We start from the raw sequence: 20,085 nt of genomic DNA, 5'->3' as shown, positions 1-20,085 counted from the left end.
GCGCGCCGCCTGGCGGCCAAATGCGCATGCCTGAGGGAGCAGAAACATGATCCAACCAATTCTGTCGACGCTGGCGGTTTACTTCGTCGTCTGGTGGATCACGCTGTTCGCCATCCTGCCGATCGGCATGCGAACCCAGGAAGAAGACAACGAGGTCGTCCTCGGTACCGTCGCCAGTGCCCCGACGAAATTTCGTGCGGTGCGAGTCGTTTTGCTGACGACCCTGGTTTCGGGCGTGATCTACGGGACCTGGTTCATCTGTTCGAACTATCTTGGCATCAACATAGATTCGATCCCGGTCATCGTTCCCCGCTACCAGTGATCGCGATGAAACGGTGTGTCACGAGGCCGTCACACTTTTAGGGCAAACAACACCCGCGTCGACCTGCTCGGCAGGCGCTGCGGCCATTTTTTCGTGCGATAAAATCGCCTCATTTGTTTGAACGCGGGGGGAGTTGACGCGAAGGCAAAAAAAAACAAGGCGGTTAGCCTTGTTTTTAAGTTTCGCGTGATCCTTATCCGTTGCCGGGGCAGCGACTAGCGCGCCTAAGATCTGATCCTCCCAAGACTTGACCGCGAGAACGACAAGAATTTAACCTCCTTGCCTCTTTTGTGGGCTGAAACTAGCTCAAAGAATAAGCTTTGTCATCTGTTTTTTTGCATTTTTGCTACACTCGCGCAAAATTTTTCTGTTGACAAGTTTTTCTTATAACACCTTATAAATACGCGTATTTTTGAAGTGCGCTAAAAATTTAGCGTTCTCTTTGAAGCCATTTAGAGCCATCGCGCGATGGCTGCCGAGATGCGGGTTTCTTTCCGCCGACGAAGCAGATATGAACGCCTCCAGCATTAACTTATTGTGCGATTCCACGCCGAGAACCCGTCAAACCATCTGGAAGTTGCCATGCGTCTGTCACGTTACTTCATGCCGATCCTGAAGGAGAACCCCAAGGAAGCGGAAATCGTTTCCCACAGGCTGATGTTGCGCGCCGGCATGATACGCCAGCAATCGCAGGGGATCTATTCCTGGCTGCCGCTTGGCAAGCGCGTTCTCGACAAGGTCAACGCCATCGTCCGCGAAGAGCAGAACCGCGCCGGCGCCATCGAGTTGTCGATGCCGACGCTTCAGTCGGCCGAGCTCTGGCAGGAAAGCGGACGCTACGATGCCTACGGCAAGGAAATGCTGCGCATCAGGGACCGGCAGGACCGGCCCATGCTGTACGGCCCGACCAACGAAGAGATGGTGACGGACATCTTCCGTTCCTACGTCAAGTCCTACAAGGATCTGCCGCTCAACCTCTATCATATCCAGCTCAAGTTCCGTGACGAGATCCGTCCGCGGTTCGGCACCATGCGTTCGCGCGAATTCCTGATGAAGGATGCCTATTCCTTCGACCTCACGCGCGAGGGCGCCGAGCATTCCTACCGCAAGATGTTTGCTGCCTATCTCAGGACATTTTCGCGGCTGGGTCTGCGCGCTATCCCGATGCGCGCGGATACCGGCCCGATCGGCGGCAATCTTAGCCACGAGTTCATCATCCTGGCGGATACCGGCGAATCGGAAGTGTTCAGCCACAAGGATTTCGTCAATTTCGACATTCCTTCGGCGGATACGGATTTCGATGATGTCGCAGGGTTGCAGAGCATCTTCGACCAATGGACGTCAGTCTACGCGGCCACGTCCGAAATGCACGACGAGGCTGCCTTTAGCGCCATTCCAGAAGCTGAGCGCCTTTCAGCCCGCGGCATCGAAGTTGGCCACATCTTCTATTTCGGCGAAAAATACTCAGAGCCGATGGGCGCCAAGGTCCAGGGACCCGACGGCAAGGAGCACTTCGTTCACATGGGCTCCTATGGGATCGGCCCGACCCGGCTGGTGCCTGCCATCATCGAAGCGTCGCATGATGAAAACGGTATCATCTGGCCGGCCTCCGTGGCGCCATTCGACATTGTTGTGATCAACATGAAGTCCGGCGACGAAGCCTGTGATTCTGCCTGCGAAAAGCTTTATTCCGCGTTCATGAAGGCCGGCAAGGACGTGCTGCTCGACGACCGTGACGACCGCGCGGGAACCAAATTCGCCACGGCGGATTTGATCGGTGTGCCGGTGCAGGTCATCGTTGGTCCGCGCTCCGTCGCAAGCGGCGAAGTGGAAGTCAAGGATCGCAAGACCGGCGCGCGCGAGACAATGACGATTGAAGCGGCGGTCAACCGACTTGTTGGCTGATTGAAGGATAGACGAATGGCGGTAAGCAGCGCGGCAGTGGATCAGCAGGCAAAGACATCAGTCGCAGGTCCTGCGTCGCGTCCGTTTTCAGTCTTCGAACGGCTGGTCGCCTGGCGCTATCTGCGCGCCCGGCGCAAAGAGGCTTTCATCTCCGTCATCGCCGGCTTCTCGTTCATCGGCATCATGCTGGGTGTCGCGACCCTGATCATCGTCATGGCCGTCATGAACGGCTTCCGCACCGAGCTGATCACACGCATCCTCGGCCTCAACGGCCACATCATTGTCCAGCCGGTCGACACGCCGTTGAACGACTACGCAGCGCTTGCGCAGAAATTTGCAGCAGTCCCCGGTGTCACCATGGCGATACCGCTTGTCGAAGGTGAAACGCTTGCCTCCGGCAAGGGCGGGGCTGGAACCGGCGCCCTTGTCCGCGGCATGCGCGCCGAGGACCTGACCAAGCTCAAGACCATTTCCGGCAACATCAAATCGGGCGATCTCGTCGGCTTTGCCGCGGGCGGGGGGGTCCTCGTCGGCTCACGCATGGCGCAGCAACTGGGCCTTTCCGCCGGCGACCAGATCACCCTTATAGCGCCTGATGGTGACGTCACGCCCTTCGGCGTCAATCCACGTGTGAAATCCTATACAGTCTCGGGCATCTTCGAGATCGGCATGTCGGAATACGATGCCTCGATCATCTTCATGCCGCTCGAGGAAGCGCAGCTCTATTTCAACGCGCCCGGTATCGTGCAATCGATCGAACTGTTCATCACCAAGCCGGATGAAGTCGAGGCGTTGAGGCCGCAGGTCGAGGCGGCGGCCGGGCGGCAGGTCTTCCTGACCGACTGGCGTCAACGCAACGAGACATTCTTTTCCGCCCTTGAAGTTGAACGCAACGTGATGTTCATGATCCTGACAATGATTGTCCTGGTCGCCGCCCTGAATATCATCTCCGGCCTTATCATGCTGGTGAAGGACAAGGGCAGCGACATCGCCATCCTGCGCACCATGGGGGCGAGCTCTGGGGCGATCATGCGCATTTTCTTCATGACCGGCGCGGCGATCGGCATCGTCGGCACGCTCGGCGGCGTCCTTCTCGGCGTTGTCGTCTGCGTAAATATCGAGTCGATCCGCCAATTCTTTTCCTGGGTGTCGGGCACGATTCTGTTCGACCCTCAGCTTTATTTCCTCAGCAAGCTGCCGGCGGAAATGGACATCGGCGAGACGGTCACCGTTGTCGTCATGGCGCTCGGCCTGTCATTCCTCGCCACCATCTTTCCCGCCTGGCGCGCCTCGCGGCTCGATCCGGTGCAAGCGCTGCGCTACGAATAGGGACCCCTGTATTTCATGAAACGAAACGTCGTTCTGCAGCTTACCGGCATCGAACGCCATTACGGCCAGGGTGAAACGGTTCTCTCCATTTTGAAAGGTGCGGATTTTTCACTGCATCGTGGCGAGATCGTCGCCCTTGTAGCGCCGTCGGGCACCGGCAAATCAACGTTGCTGCACGTGGCAGGCCTGCTCGAACATCCCGATGCCGGCGATGTTACGATCAACGGCAACCCTTGCAACGGGCTCTCGGACGAACGGCGCACTGCGATCCGTCGCAACGAGATCGGGTTCGTGTACCAATTTCACCATCTCCTGCCGGAATTCTCGGCCATCGAAAATATCATGATGCCGCAATTGATCGCCGGCCTTCCCTGGAAGGAGGCGCGTCAGCGCGCGAGCCAGTTGCTGGATTACATGCGCATCGGCCATCGCGGCGAGCACCGTCCCACCGAACTTTCCGGCGGCGAACAGCAGCGTGTCGCAATCGCTCGTGCCGTCGCCAATGCGCCCTTGGTCCTTTTTGCCGACGAGCCCACCGGCAATCTCGATCCTGAAACCGCGCATTACGTTTTTGACGCACTAGAGGCGCTTGTCCGCCAATCCGGACTGGCGGCCCTGATCGCCACACACAACCACGACCTCGCAGCACGCATGGACCGTCGCGTCACTATCAGCGACGGCAAGGTGGTCGAATTTTGATAAAGGTCACGCTCAAGGTTTGATCAACCCGCCGCGGTAGTACAATTCATAAGCCTCCCGCCCGGCCACCACAATGACCTCGCGCCCGCTGAAATGGGCGCAATCGCCAATATTGCGATCGTGATAACGGGCGAGTTCATGGTCGAAATCCAGACCGCCGAGAAATCTCTTCTCTTCGACATACATATACTGCAGTGCGGCTTTGATGACTTTTCCTGCTATCGCCGCGTCGATCAGCATCGGCTCCAAAATCCGCCCGAAATAGTTCATCGCCCATACCGGCTCTTCATTAGCCCAAACCACTTCCTGGCCGGCAAAATCCGTGCCGCCGAAATAGCTGTCAAGGTAGCGCCATCCGCCGACCGCATAGCCGATGTCGTGTGAACCCTGGCGGCATGACGTCGACGGCTCGGCACCGGCGACATAGCTGTTCGACTTCGCATAGACGATGAAATCATTCAGTTCGGCCAGGCTCCACATGTTCCGCTCCGTGTCGATCCATAACGTAGAGTTGCATATCCCATCACCGCTGTAAAGAACATATAGGGAACATAGAAAAACTCGCTCCATTCGCTGGCACCGTTAACAATCGCAATAAATTCACCGAAATTGCGATTGACTCGTGAACATAAATGGAACATACAGGAAACATAACGAGCAAGGAGAGGCCTAATGACTGACTTTATCAGAGACGTCGCCGCGTTTACCTCCATCGTCATGTTTGTCGCCAGCTTTTCTATCATCGTAATGGCGATGTGATTTTCAACCGGCCGACGGCGCCGCTGCAGCTGTGATTTACGGGATAACGTCTGGACTCTGTCTTCCGCAATGCCGACAATGGGCCCGATTCATTCGGGCGTACGAGAAGGCTTATTATGGCGGAAGCAAATGGCAGTGCAGGCGTCCCTCTGGGGCCGTCGCCGGGTTTTGTGCATCTGCGAGTCCACTCCGCCTATTCCCTTCTTGAAGGCGCTTTGCCTCTCAAGAAGATCCTGGCCAAGGCAGTCGGCGACAATCAGCCGGCAATCGCCATCACCGATACGAACAATCTCTTCGTCGCGCTGGAGTTTTCTCAAAAGGCGATGGAGGAGGGCTTGCAGCCGATCATCGGCTGCCAGGTGTCGATCGATATGGAAGACGGTGGCGAAACTGAAAAGCGCAGCGGTCAGCATGCGCTTGCCAAGCTTCCGGCGATCGTACTTCTCGCCGCGTCCGATCGGGGCTACGAGCGTCTTGTCGATTTGGTCAGCCGCGCATACCTTGGCGGCGACAGCAGTCAGACAGTCCATATCAATGCGTCCTGGCTTGAGGAAATAGGCACCGAGGGCTTGATCGCTCTGACGGGGTCGGTTGGTGGTCCCGTCGACCTGGCCTTCAAAGAAGGCCATCCGGCGCTGGCACTAGCCCGAATTCTTCAGTTGAAGCGACTGTTCGGTGATCGGCTTTACGTCGAGCTTCAGCGGCACGGAACTTTCGATCGCCGGCATGAGCAGAAAATGGTGACGCTGGCTTATGAGCACGACCTGCCGTTGGTCGCGACCAACGAGGCGTTCTTTCCCACACGCGACGATTATGACGCCCATGATGCGCTGATGGCCGTCGCTCACAATGCTATCGTCTCGGACGACAGCCGTTTCCGCCTGACGCCGGACCACTATCTGAAGAGCCGGGCCGACATGGCAAAACTCTTCGCCGATCTGCCGGAGGCTCTGGCAAATACCGTCGAGATCGCCGAGCGCTGCGCTTTCGTGCTCGATACGAGAAAACCGATCCTGCCGCGTTTCACGGGCGCCACCGATGATGCCGAAGAGGCGGAGCGGGCGGAGGCGCTGGAACTGCGCAACCAGGCAGTCGAGGGCCTCGACATGCGTCTGGCCACGCTCGGCATGGCGCCGGGATATGAGGAAAAAGTTTATCGCGACCGGCTGGAATTCGAACTCAGCGTCATCGAGCGCATGAAGTTTCCGGGTTACTTCCTGATCGTTGCCGATTTCATCAAATGGGCAAAGCAGCATGACATCCCCGTTGGCCCCGGTCGCGGTTCGGGCGCGGGCTCGCTGGTCGCCTATGCATTGACCATCACCGATGTCGATCCGTTGCGTTTCTCACTTCTGTTCGAGCGCTTCCTCAATCCGGAACGCGTCTCCATGCCGGACTTCGATATCGACTTCTGCCAGGATCGCCGCGAAGAGGTGATCCGCTACGTCCAGCAGAAATACGGTCGCGAGCAGGTGGCGCAAATCATCACCTTCGGATCGCTGCAAGCTCGCGCAGCACTACGCGACGTCGGTCGTGTGCTTGAAATGCCCTACGGACAGGTCGACAGGATCTGCAAGCTGGTACCAAACAACCCGGCCAATCCGACCACATTGGCAAAGGCGATCGAAGAAGAGCCGCGTTTCCAGGAGGAGGCCGACAAGGAGCCTGTTGTCGCCCGGCTGCTCGACATCGCGCAGAAGATCGAGGGCCTCTATCGCCACGCCTCGACGCATGCAGCCGGCATCGTCATCGGCGATCGACCGCTGTCGAAGCTGGTTCCGATGTATCGCGATCCGCGCTCGGATATGCCGGTCACCCAGTTCAACATGAAGTGGGTCGAGCAGGCGGGCTTGGTCAAGTTCGACTTTCTCGGACTGAAGACGCTGACGGTTCTGAAAACGGCCGTGGATTTCGTGGCCACGCGTGGCATATCGATCAATCTGGCCACCATCCCGCTCGACGACAAGGAGACTTACGACAAGCTTTCGCGCGGCGAGACGGTCGGCGTGTTCCAGGTGGAAAGCCAGGGCATGCGTAAGGCGTTGCTCGGCATGCGGCCGGACTGCATCGAGGACATCATTGCGTTGGTGGCGCTTTATCGACCGGGTCCGATGGAAAACATTCCGGTTTACAATGCCCGCAAGCACGGTGAGGAGGAGCTGGAATCGATCCATCCGATGATCGACCATCTGCTGAAGGAAACGCAGGGCGTCATCGTCTATCAGGAACAGGTGATGCAGATCGCGCAGGTGCTTTCCGGCTATTCGCTCGGCGAGGCCGACCTTCTGCGCCGCGCCATGGGCAAGAAGATCAAGGCGGAAATGGACCAGCAGCGGGCCCGTTTCGTCGAGGGGTCGATGAGGAACGGCGTTTCGAAGCCGCAGTCGGATATGATCTTCGACCTGCTCGCAAAGTTTGCCAACTACGGCTTCAACAAGTCGCATGCAGCGGCCTACGCGATTGTCTCCTACCAGACCGCCTATATGAAGGCGCACTATCCGGTGGAGTTTCTGGCCGCCTCGATGACGCTCGATATGGCCAACACCGAAAAGGTCAACGACTTCCGCCAGGATGCCAAGCGCCTCGGCATCGAGGTGGTGGCGCCATCGGTGCAGACCTCCTTCCGTCATTTCCAGACGGGAGACAACCGCATCTATTATGCGCTGGCCGCGATCAAGGGTGTCGGAGAATCGGCGGTCGACCATATCGTCGAGGTGCGTGGCGATACGCCGTTTGCCAGCCTCGAGGACTTCTGCCTGCGCATCGATCCGAAGCAGATCAATCGCCGGGTGCTGGAAAGCCTGCTTTTCGCCGGAGCGTTCGATTGTTTCGGCATCGACCGCGCGCAGGTCATCGGCGGATTGGACCGGGTTATCGGCTACGCGCAACTCGCGCAGGAAAACAAGCGCAGCGGCCAGTCCGATATGTTCGGCAGTGGCTCAGGCTCAGGCCCGGAGCGGATCTCCTTCCCGCCCTTCACGCCCTGGCTTGCCTCGGAGCGCCTGTTGCGGGAATTTCAGGTGCTGGGCTTCTACCTCACCGCCCACCCACTGGATGCCTACAACGCGGTCCTTACGAAGTTGCGCGTCCAGACCTTCGCCGATTTCTCGGCAGCGGTGAAGCAGGGCGCCGGCAATGCGCGGCTTGCCGGAACCGTCATCTCTAAGCAGGAGCGCAAGACGCGGACCGGCAACAAGATGGGCATCTTCGTCTTTTCAGATTCGTCGGGCCAATTCGAGGCTGTCATGTTCTCGGAGATGCTGGCGCAGTATCGCGACGTGCTGGAGGCCGGCAAATCCTTCGTCATCACGGCGGCTGCTGAAGAGCGTCCGGAGGGCATCAGCCTCAGGCTGCAGACGGTCCAGTCGCTGGAAGAGAAATCACTGCAGATGCAGAAGGCGTTGCGCGTCTATATCAGGGACTCCGGACCTTTGAAGATGGTCTCGGCCCATTTGAATGCCAAGGGCGACGGCCTCGTCTCCTTCATCGTCATCAAGGAAGAGGGCAAGCGGGAGGTCGAGGTCGAACTGCCGAACAAATACCGCATCACACCGGAGATAGCCGCAGCACTCCGCTCCGCGCCGGGTGTTATCGACGTGGAACTGGTATGAGGGGCTGACGTACTCAGCCCCTGTTCGAAGAACCGCCGTTCTTGGTGATAGTGATGAAATCGGTGCCGTCGCCGGTCTCGGGGCCGACGCCGGTATCGGAGATGGTCAGCGAAGATCCGGCGGTCAACATATCCTCGATTTTTCGGCGCGCATCGTCGGGAATGGTGATCCGGTCGAGAGCATGGCCGGCGGCATTGAGCGAACCCGATTGTTCCTCGCTGGTAATACCGAGCCGCTTCATGGCGTCTCGCGACAGGTTGTTTTCCAATGTCACGCCATACCACTCGGCCTTGCCGTCGATCTTGTCGACGTCATGAGCGGTGAAGAAATGCGTGCCGAGCGCCTCTTCGGGATCGGCGATGGCGGCGGGCGCCTCGAACACCGGCTTGAAGGCCTGGCGCACCATCACCTCGCCGTTCGGCGGTTCGCCCTTACCGGCGATGGCGTAGACTGCTTTCATCAGTTCGGCGCTCACCAGCCCGCCGGTTGTCGTGACATTGTGGGCCTTCTTGAAATCCTGGATTGCCTGCACCGTCGTCGGTCCCAGCATCCCGTCAGGCGCGCCAGCATCGTAGCCCATGCCGGTCAGCAGAGCTTGAAGATCGCGGACATTCCCACGCAGGTCCCGTCGCGTGATCAGGATCCGCAATGGCGCCTGGTCGGCAAGTGCGAGCCGGGGGGCAGCGGGAGGAACTGGCAGAGAGGCCGTATCGTTCGTCGCCACCTGGATCGGTTCGCTCTTTGGGAGGAAGGCGGCGTTGGTCGGCCGCAGTTGCAGATCGGAAAACAACGGCAGGTCCAGTGCGGGAGCGGATGGCTGAAACAGCGTTGCGTGCTCGATCGGTTGCGGAACGAGCGGCTGGTTGGTGATGACCACGTGCACTCCGGGAGCCGTCATCTGATAGAGCTTCTGGGCAAAGGATTTCGGCATGCGCACGCAGCCGTGCGAGGCCGGATATCCCGGCACATACCCCGATTCATGCAGCGCGATACCGGACCAGGTCAGCCGCTGCATGAAGGGCATGGGCGAATTCGAGTAGATATTCGAAGCATGGTAGCGCTCCTTCTCCAGTATGGAGAAGATGCCGTTCGGCGTCGAGTGACCCTGTTTTCCTGTCGAGACTTTCGACGTCGCCACGACCTGATCGCCGTCATAGACGGCAAGTGACTGCCTGTCCGTTGAAACAACGATCTGCAGAGTGCGCGCATCCGCTGCAAACGCGGGAGGGGTAAGGGCGGTGGCCGAGAGCAGGCCGATCCCCAGGAAAAGACGCAACATGTTGACATACCAAAACGCAATACTCGTGGTGATGACGTTAGACAGGGAAGTTTAAGGAAGGCTTGAAGAAAGGCGCCACGCCGCGCCTGTATTTTGTCGGGGATTTCCCTGGCCAGGCAGTCCGACGTCGAGCATGCTCGATTGCAGCACAATGTCTTTTATGTAATGCTAATATATAGATGGCTAACAACGGCGGTCGGCATGCATGTTAACGTGATCGATACATTGGATGATCTGATTGCGCTCAGGCGCAATTGGGATCATGTCTACGAGGCGGATCCCGAGGCGAATTATTTTCTCTCCTGGAGCTGGATTTCGACTTGGTTCAAGTCGCGTTCCGCTCCTTGGTTCGTTCTTGCGGCAAAGCTGGAACCCGAAGATGCCTCCTATGTCGGTTTCTTTCCCTTGCAGCTCGGAGCGGGGCTCGAGAAGGGCCGGGGCTTTCACAATACGCTGGCGATGGGCGGCTCCTATTTCGCGACTTACACCGGCGTTCTCTGCAATCCCGAGAGCGTCGACAATGTGATGGCTGCGTTTGCCGACCGCATTAGGGCCTTTCGGTGGACCAGCCTCAATCTCGACGACATCTTCATCTCGCCGGATCGACTGCGGCCGTTTCTCGAAGCTTTTCCGGCTCCTGAATTCGCAACCGCCAAGGTGGCGCGCCCACCCCATGTGACGGAGGATGGCCAAAGTATCGACCATGACGTCTATATCTATATCGATCTGCCGGATGACTTCGAGAGCTTCCTGAATGTGAATCTCGGCCCCAAGACCCGCAGAAATGCCCGGCGCGCGCTGCGGGCGCTGGAAACATCCGAGGACTTGCGCATCGTGCCCGCCACCGCGGAGACGATCGAAAGGGACCTGGAGCTCTTTTATGGCTTCTGGAAAACGCAGTGGGCGCCGACCAATCCGCGCTACGCCGCCTATATTCTCGATTGCTGCCGGACCATGTTCCTCGACTGTTTTCGCGACGGCTCGCTCTTTTTGCCGGTGCTTTGGCAGGGCGATAGAGCCATTGGCGTTCAGGTCAATTTTCTCGATCCGGCGAAAAGGCGCTTCATCAACTTTCTCACCAGCCGTGATTTGACGGTCCATCATCCGGGGCCGAGCTTCTTGCTCCATTGCTATTGCATCCGATGGGCGATCGAAAATGGCTACGCCATCTACGACCTCGGAACAGGCGACTACGCCTACAAATATATGTTCGGTTCGGAAGAGCACATCGTCGAGAAACTGCGGATCACCACCCGGACAGGCAGGAACAATGGCGAGCGGCTCGATCCACGCAGCTTGCCAATGGTTTTCAACGCGGCAAAGCAGCTTCACGCCTCGGGCGACCTGGCAGACGCCGCGATTGGCTGCCGTCAAATCCTCGCGGCTGATCCCATGCATGCCGCCGCCAAGGCGCTCTACAACGAGATTATAGCCAGGCAGAATGCAGATCGCGAGGCAGGGCCCGAAGGCGCCACCGTCGCCACGGCATTCGCCAATCATCGCGCCGGCGATCTGCAGGAGGCGGAAAAGGGCTATCGGGCCGTACTGGCTGTCGATCCAGTCGATTTCGATGCTGCCCATCAACTCGGCGTCCTGCTTCTGCAGCGTCGCGATCCGAAGGCTGCGGAGATGGAAATACGCAGGGCGCTCGAGATCCGCCCCGATGCGGCATCGGCCCACTGCAACCATGGCAATGTCCTGGCAATTACCGGCGACTTCGAGGGCGCAATCGTCAGCTATGACAGGGCGATCGAACTTGAGCCCCGGCACGCGATCGCCTTCAACAATCGCGCCAACGCGCTTCGGCGCGTCGGGCGCTTTGACGATTCGCTGGCGAGCTATGAAGCAGCGCTGACCCTGCAGCCGGAATATCGCCAGGCAAGCGACAATCGCGCCGCCCTGATCCGGGAACTCGAGGGCAAGGCCCTGTCGGAGGTCTGATCGATCAGCTATCGCGCTTGCCGCTGCCGAAGGTATAGCCGGTCTCGACGGTCTTGTTGCCGAACTTCTCACGCAGCTTATCCATCGCCGCTTCCACAGCCGCGCGTCGGGTCGCCTTTTCGTCGATGAGATCGGGCGGATCGGCGCGAGCATCGTCGCAAAGATCGGTAACGCCAATCCCGATCAGCCGGAATTTGGTGCCGTTGGTCTCGCCTTCGAGTAGCCGCAGACCGGTCCGGAATATCCGGTCCGCAAGCTGCGTCGGATCTTCCAGTCGTCGATTGCGCGTCCGGCCCTTGAAGTCCGAGGTCTTCAGCTTCAGCACCACGGTCTGGCCCGCGATGCCGCTCTTCTTCAGCCGCCGTGATACTTTTTCGGAAAGACCGCGCAGGATCGGGACCAGATCGTCATACTTCGAGATGTCCTCGAAAAATGTCGTCTCGGCCGAAACGCTCTTGGCCGGATCGTTGAGGTGCACATCGCGATCGTCGATGCCACGGGCGAGCCGATAGAGCCGCTGGCCCATTGAGCCGTAGCGGCGCATCAGGTCGCCTTCGTCCATGGTCTGCAGCTGGCCGATGGTGCGGATGCCGTCGCTCTCCAGCGTCGCCGCAAACGCCTTGCCGACGCCCCATATGGTCGTCACCGATCGTGGTGCCAGGAAGGAGACGGCTTCTTCGCGGCCGATGACCGAAAAGCCGCGCGGCTTGTTGAGGTCTGACGCGACCTTGGCAAGGAACTTGCAATAGGACAGGCCGACCGAGACCGTGATGCCGATTTCGCTTTCGACGCGCCTGGCGAATTTCGCAAGGGTACGGGCAGGGCGGTCCTGATGCAGGCGTTGGGTGCCGGCGAGTTCCAGAAACGCTTCATCGATCGAGAGCGGTTGCACCAGCGGCGTCAACTCCTGCATCAGCGCACGCACCTCGCGCCCGACACGGCTGTATTTCTCCATATCAGGGCTTATTACGATCGCCTGCGGACAGGCCTCCAGCGCCTTGAACATCGGCATGGCCGAGCGGACGCCGTGAATGCGGGCAATATAGCATGCCGTGGAGACTACGCCCCGCTTGCCACCGCCGATGATCACTGGCTTGTCGGCCAGCTCCGGGTTGTCGCGCTTCTCGACAGCCGCGTAAAAGGCGTCGCAGTCGATGTGGGCCAGCGTCAAATCGTTGAGTTCACGATGATAGACCAGCCGAGGGCTGCCGCAGGCACGGCAACGCTGCCGAACCGCCTGCTGCTCGCTCAGGCAATCGCGACAGAAGCCGGGAGTTTTGTCACTTTCCGTAGTCATGTGATGAGAACAAACATTGAACATTGCAACTTTATGCCCTATGCCTGTGGTTCTCAAGGTGCGAACGGGAGTTTGGTGTGGAGGAATTCGGAACGCTACCGCTGACGCCGGATCGCTGGGACGATTTCGAAACGCTCTTTGGTCCGAGCGGCGCGTGTTATGGCTGCTGGTGCACCCATTTTCGCATTCCCACCGCCGAACGAAAACTCATGGATGGAGACGCGAAGAAGCAGTTCATGAAGAGCCGCGTCATGGCAGGCCCCGCACCCGGGGTTCTTGGCTATATCGGCAAGCGTCCCGTCGCCTGGGTCCAGGTCGGCGCGCGTTCGGAACTGCCCAAATGGAATTCGCTGAACACCGTCTCCAGGCCGCTGGACTCAGCGGATGCAGACGACCCGGCTGTCTGGGCCATCAGCTGTTTTTTCATGAATGCCCGCGACCGTGGAAATGGATACAGTCACCGCATGCTCTCGGCCGCGGTCGAATTCGCTCGGTCGTCCGGCGCCCGCATTGTCGAGGGGTGTCCGATCGAGCGAACGAAGCAGTCGAAATCGGTCGGCCTCTATGTCGGGTCCGTCAGAATTTTTGAGGCGGCGGGATTTTCCGAAGTGGCAAAGCGGAAGGACGGCCGGCCCCTGATGCGGCTCGACCTTTGAGCGCGACCTCAAGATGTTTCAGCGCCGGACGTGCGCGCGGATCAGTTCGGCCGCTTCATTCCAGCTCGCAGCACTCAGGACGCCTTCCGAAGGAGCAGGCGCAAAGGCTCGGAAATCCGCATTTGCCATCATGGTGATGAGCAGGCATTCGGGAACATACTCTCGCACTGAATGGAGATTTCGCGCGATATCATCGATGAAGATGACAGGAAGTGCCCTGGCGCCATGCAGTTGCGCCACGACGGGCCCCTTCGGCTGCACGGTTGCGATCATCGGAAAGCCAAGCTCGAACCGATCGAGCAATGCGCGGCGGACGGGTTGGTGGCGGGGTGGCATCGCGGTCAGAAAGACGATGTCGACGTCGTCGGAAAGCGCGGCGAGCGTTTCGACCGCGCCGGAGGCGGGTATCTGCCACTGGTCTTGCGTGGTGAAGAAACTCTCCTGAAAATCCGAAATAACGGTGTCATCAGGCTCCGTTCCGTCCAGAAGCGAAACAATATTGCCATGCAATCGAAATGAACGCGGAAGAAGATCGTAGTTATTGGCGCGAAGAAACGTGGTAAAAGGAGAAATGAACTCGAGAACGACTTCATCGATGTCGCAGACGACAAGCGGCCTGTCGCGTAGCCGGACATGATCGATGTCCAGAAGATCGGTCACAATCAATACTCCCCGGAGGAAAGACCGGGGGGCGAGAAGTGTGCCGAGGCTGCGGCAACCGCTTCAGGCGGCGTTCCCGAAGCCTCACAAAATGCCATCAACGTCGGCTCGTGGTTCATCAGAAAGTCCAGCATTCCCGCGAGAAAGCCGGGATCGTTGACAGCGCCGCGGACCTGCGCCGGCTCGATACCGGTCAACGCCAGGAAACGACCGAACATATCGGGCTCGTTCGCCAGCCAGGCGAGGACGGCAACGGCTGTCTCCTGCGGGTCCGTGGAAGATATCTTGGACTTCTTGAAGTTGCTTTGCATTTCGGACGGTGAATTACCTATTTCTCAACCAAATGCCGATAGCATCGGGCTCTCGGATTTATGGAATCGGTGTCTTCGCGACCTTATATTTTCGGTTGGCGGATTCAAGGCCGGTCATAAGGACAGCATATCATGCCCAAACAAGTGATGATCGTGGAAGACAACGAGCTTAACATGAAGCTCTTTCGCGATCTGATCGAAGCGTCCGGTTACACGACGATCCAGACCCGTAATGGCATGGAAGCGCTCGAACTGGCCCGCAAGCACCGACCTGATCTAATCCTGATGGACATCCAACTCCCGGAAGTTTCGGGCCTTGAAGTCACGAAATGGCTGAAGGAGGATGACGACCTGCACGTTATTCCGGTCATCGCCGTGACGGCCTTCGCCATGAAGGGCGATGAGGAACGGATCCGCCAGGGCGGGTGCGAGGCCTATGTCTCCAAACCAATTTCGGTTCCGAAATTCATTGAAACGATCAAGACCTATTTGGGCGACGCCTGAGCGTTGGAAAAGGACTTATGACCGCGCGAATTCTTGTGGTTGACGACATTCCTGCCAACGTGAAGCTGCTCGAGGCTCGGCTGGTCGCCGAGTATTTCGAAGTGCTGACCGCCGACAATGGGCCGGATGCCCTCGCCATCTGCGAGCGCACTCAGGTCGATCTGATCCTTCTTGACATCATGATGCCCGGCATGGACGGCTTCGAGGTCTGCGAGCGAATAAAGGCCAACCCGCGCATCGCGCATATTCCCGTTGTCATGGTCACCGCCCTTGATCAGTCCGCCGATCGCGTCCGCGGTCTCAAGGCGGGTGCGGACGACTTCCTCACCAAACCCGTCAACGATCTTCAGCTGATCTCGCGCGTAAAGAGCCTGCTGCGCCTGAAGACGCTAAGTGATGAATTGCGGACGCGCGCCGAGACCGCGCGCAATATCGGCATTGAGGATGTGCTGCGTCTGGGCGAGGGGCGCCTGGAGGAGGGCGCACATGTGCTGCTCGTCGACGGGCGCGCGAATTCTCAGGAACGGATCATCAGGGCATTGAAGCCCATTGCCGAGGTCACGGCCATGTCGGATCCGCAGGCGGCGTTGTTCGAAGCGGCTGAGAGCGCTTTCGAGCTCGTCATCGTCAATTCGAATTTCGAGGACTACGATCCATTGCGCCTGTGCTCGCAGCTCCGCTCGCTGGAGCGGACGCGGTTCCTGCCGGTTCTCCTGATCACCGAGCAGGGCGCCGACGAGATGACCGTCCGAGCGCTGGAGCTTGGCGTCAACGATTATATCGTTCGCCCGATCGACGGCAATGAGCTCGTCGCTCGTTGCCTGACGCAGATCCGCCGCAAGCGTTATAATGACCGTCTGCGGGCCAGCGTCCAGCATACGATCGAGCTCGCCGTTACCGATGCGTTGACCGGCCTCAACAATCGCCGCTATCTCGACAATCATCTGTCTGTATTGTTCAAGCGCTCTATGGTCCGTGGTCGTCCGCTCTCTGTGCTGATCACCGATATCGATCGCTTCAAGACCGTGAACGACACCTACGGACATGATGCGGGCGACCAGGTGCTGAAGGAGTTCGCGTCCCGCATTCGCTCGACGGTCCGGGGTGCCGATCTGGCCTGCCGCTATGGCGGGGAGGAATTCGTGGTTGTGATGCCGGATACGCCGGCGGACGTTGCCGCCGCCATCGCCGAACGATTGCGCGCGGCAGTTGAGAGCATGCCGTTCACTCTACGAGATACCGGGCATGCTCTGAATGTGACGGCCTCATTCGGCATATCGTCGAGAATCGATGCGGTGGAGACGGCGGACCAGCTCATCAAGCAGGCCGACCTGGCGCTCTACGCTGCGAAAAACAGTGGTCGCAATCGGGTCGTCGCTGCAGCCGCCTAGCGCGATCGATCGGGCCGCACGGTGGTTTCGGATGAAATTCCGACCGATTTTGGTAGTTGTTGCAAAACTTTAATCTACCTATTTCGGTCGTCAGCAAACGCCGCGCCCTTAGCGGCGGCAACACAATATCGGTGATCGAAAACCAGAATAATCCGCATTCCCTCGCGTCATGAAATTTTTGGTGACCGTTTTCTGCGGTCAATACTTAGAGGTGCAGACGGTTGCGCCAAGTAATACAGAGATTGTTATGGACTATTGGCAAGAAGACTAAAGTTTTCAAAAAAAGATAGAAAAAACTAACTGTATATCGGTAGATATATTTCAGAATTTCTCCACTATTCTTGTTGTTTTCGACCTGAAATTGTGATTATTTGCTAATATTCACCTGTGCCAGAGCGGGAATCTTAACCATAGAACGACGCAACCTCGTCCTGACGTTAAGAATCTGTTGATTTTAATTGGCTTTCGGTCAAATTTATAACCATATGAGGACAAGCCCGTAAGAAGGGCAAAGATACCCCATGATGCTCAGGTCCGCCGCATCTCCTGGGTCGTGGGGTCGGCCGGCTAGTAAGCATATCTACGCGGTTCCTCGTGCCGCTTGCAAACTAGTCGGCCCCCAATTGAAAACGCCGCCTTCCCCAGGGGAGCGCGGCGTTTTTCGTTGCATGACGTTGGGGTATCTCGACGCTGCATTCGCACGCCTGAAGGGCGGCTCGAGGCTCATGGTCTGCAAGGCGGCGGAAACGAAAAAGGCGCGATCCTTGCGGACGCGCCCTTTAAAACCGAGACAACCAAGATTTTACTTGATCTTGGTTTCCTTGAACTCGACATGCTTGCGTGCAATCGGGTCATACTTCGTCTTTGTCATCTTGTCGGTCATCGTACGGCTGTTCTTCGTCGTGACGTAGAAGGAACCGGTGTCGGCTGTCGACAGCAGCTTGATCTTGATTGTTGTAGCCTTGGCCATGGTCGTCCTGCCTTTAAGTGAAATGATTCCATGGACGACCGATCCGGGTCCACGGCTAATTCTGGCGCGAAATTACAAATCGCGCCCCAAAAGTCAACCCCTGTTCCCCATGAACATCAGTCGGATCGCGGAAAGGATGACATAAAGCCCGAAGAAACCGGCGATACACCATGCAAATCCGTTTGCCCCTGAGATGTCGATGGCGGTGCCGATCGCTTGCGGCCCGGCAACAGTGCCGACTGCGTAGCAGAAGACGAAGGCGGCATTTGCGGCTGCCAGATCGGGACCTGTCAGGCGCGATCCGAGGTGACTGAGCCCAACGGTATAGAGGCCTGAAACGCAGCCGCCCCAGAAGAGCAGTACGGCTGCCATCAACAGCCAGTTTGTCGCGAGGAACGGCAATAGGAGCGCACCGACCAGCCCCATGCAGGCCATTGCCGTCAAGAGCGGACGCTTGTCGGAAAGCCGGTCGGAGAGCAGCCCGAGGGGAATCTGGAACACGACATTGCCTACGCCCATCATCGTCAACAGCAGCGCCGCCTGCGACTCGCCGAATCCCGAGCGCGTGGCGTAGATCGGGAAGAGCGCCAGACCGCCGGCCTCGACAGCACCAAAAACGAAGACTGCGGCGGTCGCTGTCGGCACAAGGAAGACGTAGCGCATGAAATGCAGCTCCGGCTTTTCTCCAAGCACCGGACTTTCGTTCCTGGCGATGAAGATGGGAATGGCAGCGACGAGGATGGCGCAGGAGCCGATCGCAAAGGGCAGGAGGCCTTCGCTGCCGACAAGGGAAAAGATAAGCGGTCCGGCGGCAAAGCCGAGTGACAGAACGGTGGCGTAGAGCCCGAGGACGAACCCTCGCTTGGTCGGCGGCGAAGCTGCGTTGATCCAGAATTCAGACAGGATGAAGAGCGTCGTCGTCGCGCCGTGAAAGACCAGGCGCAATGGGAACCAGAGCCAGAAATCTTCGGCGTAGTAAAAGCCGAGGGCGCTGATGGCTGAAAGCACGACCGCCCACAGCATGGTCTGTGCGACGCCGAATCGGTGCGCCAGCCGCGTGGTGATCGGCGCGGCGATCATTGCGGCGACACCTGCCATGGCGGTGTTGAGGCCGATCAGGGTGGAAGGTATGCCACGTTTTTCAAGGATGATGCTGAGGAGGGGAAGGCCGAGGCCTATTGCGATGCCGACGGAAGAGATCGACGAGATGGCGGCGAAAAGCGATGGCCAATGAATTTCTTCGACATGGCCGACTTTGCCGTTCGTCGGTTCAGACATGAATTGATCCTTAGAGCATGTGGCGGACGGGCAGTCCGCGGCGCAAGAAATAGAAAGGCACGGCACGGCCAAATCCAAGTGACGGACCGGCCTTCATCAGCTCGATTACATCGCCCAAAACCATCTTTGTAATGTCCGGCATGTTCAGACAAGAAATGTCTCCGATGTCAAGCCATTGCAGATCAAGCAACTCTCGCGAATCGCGAATGTGCGATGGATCGATGCCGGCTTCGTCGGTGAAGGTCAGGAAGAAACGCGTATCGTAGCGACGGGGAAATCCGGGCGGTGTGATCGCGCGCGCGACGTATCGCAGGCTGGCGAGTTCGGCGGCTCCGGAAGTATCGCCTGTTGATGATTGCTGTCCGCCGAACTGCAGTCCCGTCTCTTCCGCCAGTTCCCGGATTGCTGCAAGCGCCAGTGCCCGGGCACCGCGAACCGTCATCGGCCGCCGGTTTGAGGCAAGGAGCTTCTCCGTGACCAGCGGGTGCAGGTCGCTTGCGAAGGGGCGCCTGAAATCGCCGGCGTCCCTGCGTCCGCCGGGAAAGACGTAGAGACCGGGCATGAACGCATGTGCTGCAGCGCGTCGGCCGAGGAGGACGCGAGTGTCTCCGCGTGACCGGTCTATCAGGATCAGGGTCGCCGCATCCTTCGGTCTCGCGACCGGTCCGCCAAGCGCTGCCTCTGGCGATCCGCTCACGGTTCGCCGCTTCCATCGTCGAATTCATCCGGCTTGTCGTCGTGACCGCCAAAGCCGTGCATCCTCAGCGCCCATTGAAGCCCGATGACGCCCCCCTTGATCGGCTGGATAATCAGGAGTGCAGTCAGGATCGTAATCGGCGCCCAGATCGCAAGAGTGAGCCACATGGGCAGATGGTGCAGCGTGTCGGTCAGCATATAGCCGCCGACGACCACGTGACCGAGAACGAGGATGACCAGATAGGGAGGAAGGTCGTCGGAGCGCTGGTGAAATATCTCCTCGTTGCAGACGGGACAGTGTTCCACCGGCTTCAGGAAGGCACGGAAAAGTCTGCCGTCGCCACAGTTGGGGCATCGGCCCAGCATGCCACGCATGATCGAGCGGCCGAGCGGGCGCTCGGCTTCGCTGGGTTTGCCGTACCGAGCAATCGTCGGATCGGACTGGCCGTTCATTGTCATTCTGTCCTCCTGCCGCCG

18 protein-coding genes are annotated in these 20,085 nt (G+C 58.7%); 9 read left to right on the top strand and 9 right to left on the bottom strand.

What is annotated here, in order from left to right:
• Positions 1-46 precede the first annotated feature (46 nt).
• The 4 genes from CPY51_RS00845 to CPY51_RS00830 all read left to right on the top strand — a co-directional run bounded on the left by CPY51_RS00845 (position 47) and on the right by CPY51_RS00830 (position 4,255).
• Positions 47-322: a DUF1467 family protein gene (locus tag CPY51_RS00845; RefSeq protein ID WP_111158159.1), complete on the top strand. Its 276-nt coding sequence runs from the start codon at positions 47-49 to the stop codon at positions 320-322.
• 582 nt (positions 323-904) lie between these two features.
• Positions 905-2,227 (top strand): proline--tRNA ligase, encoded by a 1,323-nt coding sequence (proS, locus tag CPY51_RS00840; RefSeq protein ID WP_111158158.1) that lies wholly within the window; start codon positions 905-907, stop codon positions 2,225-2,227.
• A 15-nt stretch (positions 2,228-2,242) separates the two neighbouring features.
• Positions 2,243-3,556, top strand: coding sequence for a lipoprotein-releasing ABC transporter permease subunit (locus CPY51_RS00835; RefSeq protein ID WP_111158157.1), 1,314 nt, complete (start codon positions 2,243-2,245; stop codon positions 3,554-3,556).
• A 15-nt stretch (positions 3,557-3,571) separates the two neighbouring features.
• Positions 3,572-4,255 carry an ABC transporter ATP-binding protein gene (locus CPY51_RS00830; RefSeq protein ID WP_111158156.1) on the top strand — a complete coding sequence of 228 codons (684 nt, stop codon included), beginning with the start codon at positions 3,572-3,574 and terminating at the stop codon, positions 4,253-4,255.
• A 12-nt stretch (positions 4,256-4,267) separates the two neighbouring features.
• Here the strand turns inward: CPY51_RS00830 and CPY51_RS00825 are convergent, their stop codons facing one another.
• Positions 4,268-4,735: a DUF5680 domain-containing protein gene (locus tag CPY51_RS00825; protein WP_111158155.1), complete on the bottom strand. Its 468-nt coding sequence runs from the start codon at positions 4,733-4,735 to the stop codon at positions 4,268-4,270.
• A 395-nt stretch (positions 4,736-5,130) separates the two neighbouring features.
• On the opposite strand from CPY51_RS00825, the gene dnaE reads away from it, so the two are divergent.
• A complete protein-coding gene (gene dnaE, locus CPY51_RS00820) occupies positions 5,131-8,625 on the top strand; it encodes a DNA polymerase III subunit alpha (protein ID WP_111158154.1) in 3,495 nt (1,164 codons plus the stop codon).
• Positions 8,626-8,638: 13 nt separating this feature from the next.
• Here the strand turns inward: dnaE and CPY51_RS00815 are convergent, their stop codons facing one another.
• The gene (locus CPY51_RS00815) at positions 8,639-9,904 is read right to left on the bottom strand and encodes a L,D-transpeptidase family protein (RefSeq protein ID WP_111158153.1); all 1,266 of its coding nucleotides are present in this window, start codon (positions 9,902-9,904) and stop codon (positions 8,639-8,641) included.
• A 201-nt stretch (positions 9,905-10,105) separates the two neighbouring features.
• Between CPY51_RS00815 and CPY51_RS00810 the strand changes: the two genes are divergently transcribed.
• Positions 10,106-11,845: a GNAT family N-acetyltransferase gene (locus tag CPY51_RS00810; RefSeq protein WP_195909382.1), complete on the top strand. Its 1,740-nt coding sequence runs from the start codon at positions 10,106-10,108 to the stop codon at positions 11,843-11,845.
• Between the two features lie 4 nt (positions 11,846-11,849).
• Here CPY51_RS00810 and CPY51_RS00805 read toward each other — a convergent pair whose 3' ends face one another.
• Positions 11,850-13,142 carry a DNA polymerase IV gene (locus tag CPY51_RS00805; RefSeq protein WP_111158609.1) on the bottom strand — a complete coding sequence of 431 codons (1,293 nt, stop codon included), beginning with the start codon at positions 13,140-13,142 and terminating at the stop codon, positions 11,850-11,852.
• 77 nt (positions 13,143-13,219) lie between these two features.
• Here CPY51_RS00805 and CPY51_RS00800 point away from each other — a divergent pair, with 77 nt between their 5' ends.
• The gene (locus tag CPY51_RS00800) at positions 13,220-13,798 is read left to right on the top strand and encodes a GNAT family N-acetyltransferase (RefSeq protein WP_111158151.1); all 579 of its coding nucleotides are present in this window, start codon (positions 13,220-13,222) and stop codon (positions 13,796-13,798) included.
• An 18-nt stretch (positions 13,799-13,816) separates the two neighbouring features.
• Here the strand turns inward: CPY51_RS00800 and CPY51_RS00795 are convergent, their stop codons facing one another.
• Positions 13,817-14,461, bottom strand: a complete 645-nt coding sequence (locus CPY51_RS00795; RefSeq protein WP_111158608.1) for a hypothetical protein — start codon at positions 14,459-14,461, stop codon at positions 13,817-13,819.
• Positions 14,461-14,769 carry a DUF3572 domain-containing protein gene (locus CPY51_RS00790; RefSeq protein ID WP_111158150.1) on the bottom strand — a complete coding sequence of 103 codons (309 nt, stop codon included), beginning with the start codon at positions 14,767-14,769 and terminating at the stop codon, positions 14,461-14,463. The genes CPY51_RS00795 and CPY51_RS00790 overlap by 1 nt, the downstream gene beginning before the upstream one ends.
• 132 nt (positions 14,770-14,901) lie before the next feature.
• Here CPY51_RS00790 and CPY51_RS00785 point away from each other — a divergent pair, with 132 nt between their 5' ends.
• Entirely contained in the window at positions 14,902-15,273 is a 372-nt protein-coding gene (locus CPY51_RS00785) for a response regulator (protein WP_056537711.1), read from the top strand.
• A 17-nt stretch (positions 15,274-15,290) separates the two neighbouring features.
• Positions 15,291-16,664: a PleD family two-component system response regulator gene (locus tag CPY51_RS00780; RefSeq protein WP_111158149.1), complete on the top strand. Its 1,374-nt coding sequence runs from the start codon at positions 15,291-15,293 to the stop codon at positions 16,662-16,664.
• An 802-nt stretch (positions 16,665-17,466) separates the two neighbouring features.
• On the opposite strand, the gene rpmG is transcribed toward CPY51_RS00780, so the two are convergent.
• The 4 genes from rpmG to CPY51_RS00760 all read right to left on the bottom strand — a co-directional run bounded on the left by rpmG (position 17,467) and on the right by CPY51_RS00760 (position 20,061).
• Positions 17,467-17,634, bottom strand: coding sequence for a 50S ribosomal protein L33 (rpmG, locus tag CPY51_RS00775; protein WP_018900182.1), 168 nt, complete (start codon positions 17,632-17,634; stop codon positions 17,467-17,469).
• Positions 17,635-17,727: 93 nt separating this feature from the next.
• Positions 17,728-18,912 carry an MFS transporter gene (locus CPY51_RS00770; RefSeq protein ID WP_111158148.1) on the bottom strand — a complete coding sequence of 395 codons (1,185 nt, stop codon included), beginning with the start codon at positions 18,910-18,912 and terminating at the stop codon, positions 17,728-17,730.
• 10 nt (positions 18,913-18,922) lie between these two features.
• Positions 18,923-19,609: an NUDIX hydrolase gene (locus CPY51_RS00765; protein WP_195909381.1), complete on the bottom strand. Its 687-nt coding sequence runs from the start codon at positions 19,607-19,609 to the stop codon at positions 18,923-18,925.
• A complete protein-coding gene (locus CPY51_RS00760) occupies positions 19,606-20,061 on the bottom strand; it encodes a DUF983 domain-containing protein (protein ID WP_195909397.1) in 456 nt (151 codons plus the stop codon). Before CPY51_RS00760 ends, CPY51_RS00765 begins: the two co-directional genes overlap by 4 nt.
• Between the last annotated feature and the right edge of the window lie 24 nt (positions 20,062-20,085).

It is taken from the genome of Arminella tubonensis (assembly GCF_003240585.1).
GTDB lineage: Bacteria > Pseudomonadota > Alphaproteobacteria > Rhizobiales > Rhizobiaceae > Rhizobium > Rhizobium tubonense.
This window is presented reverse-complemented; position numbering and strand designations above follow the sequence as displayed.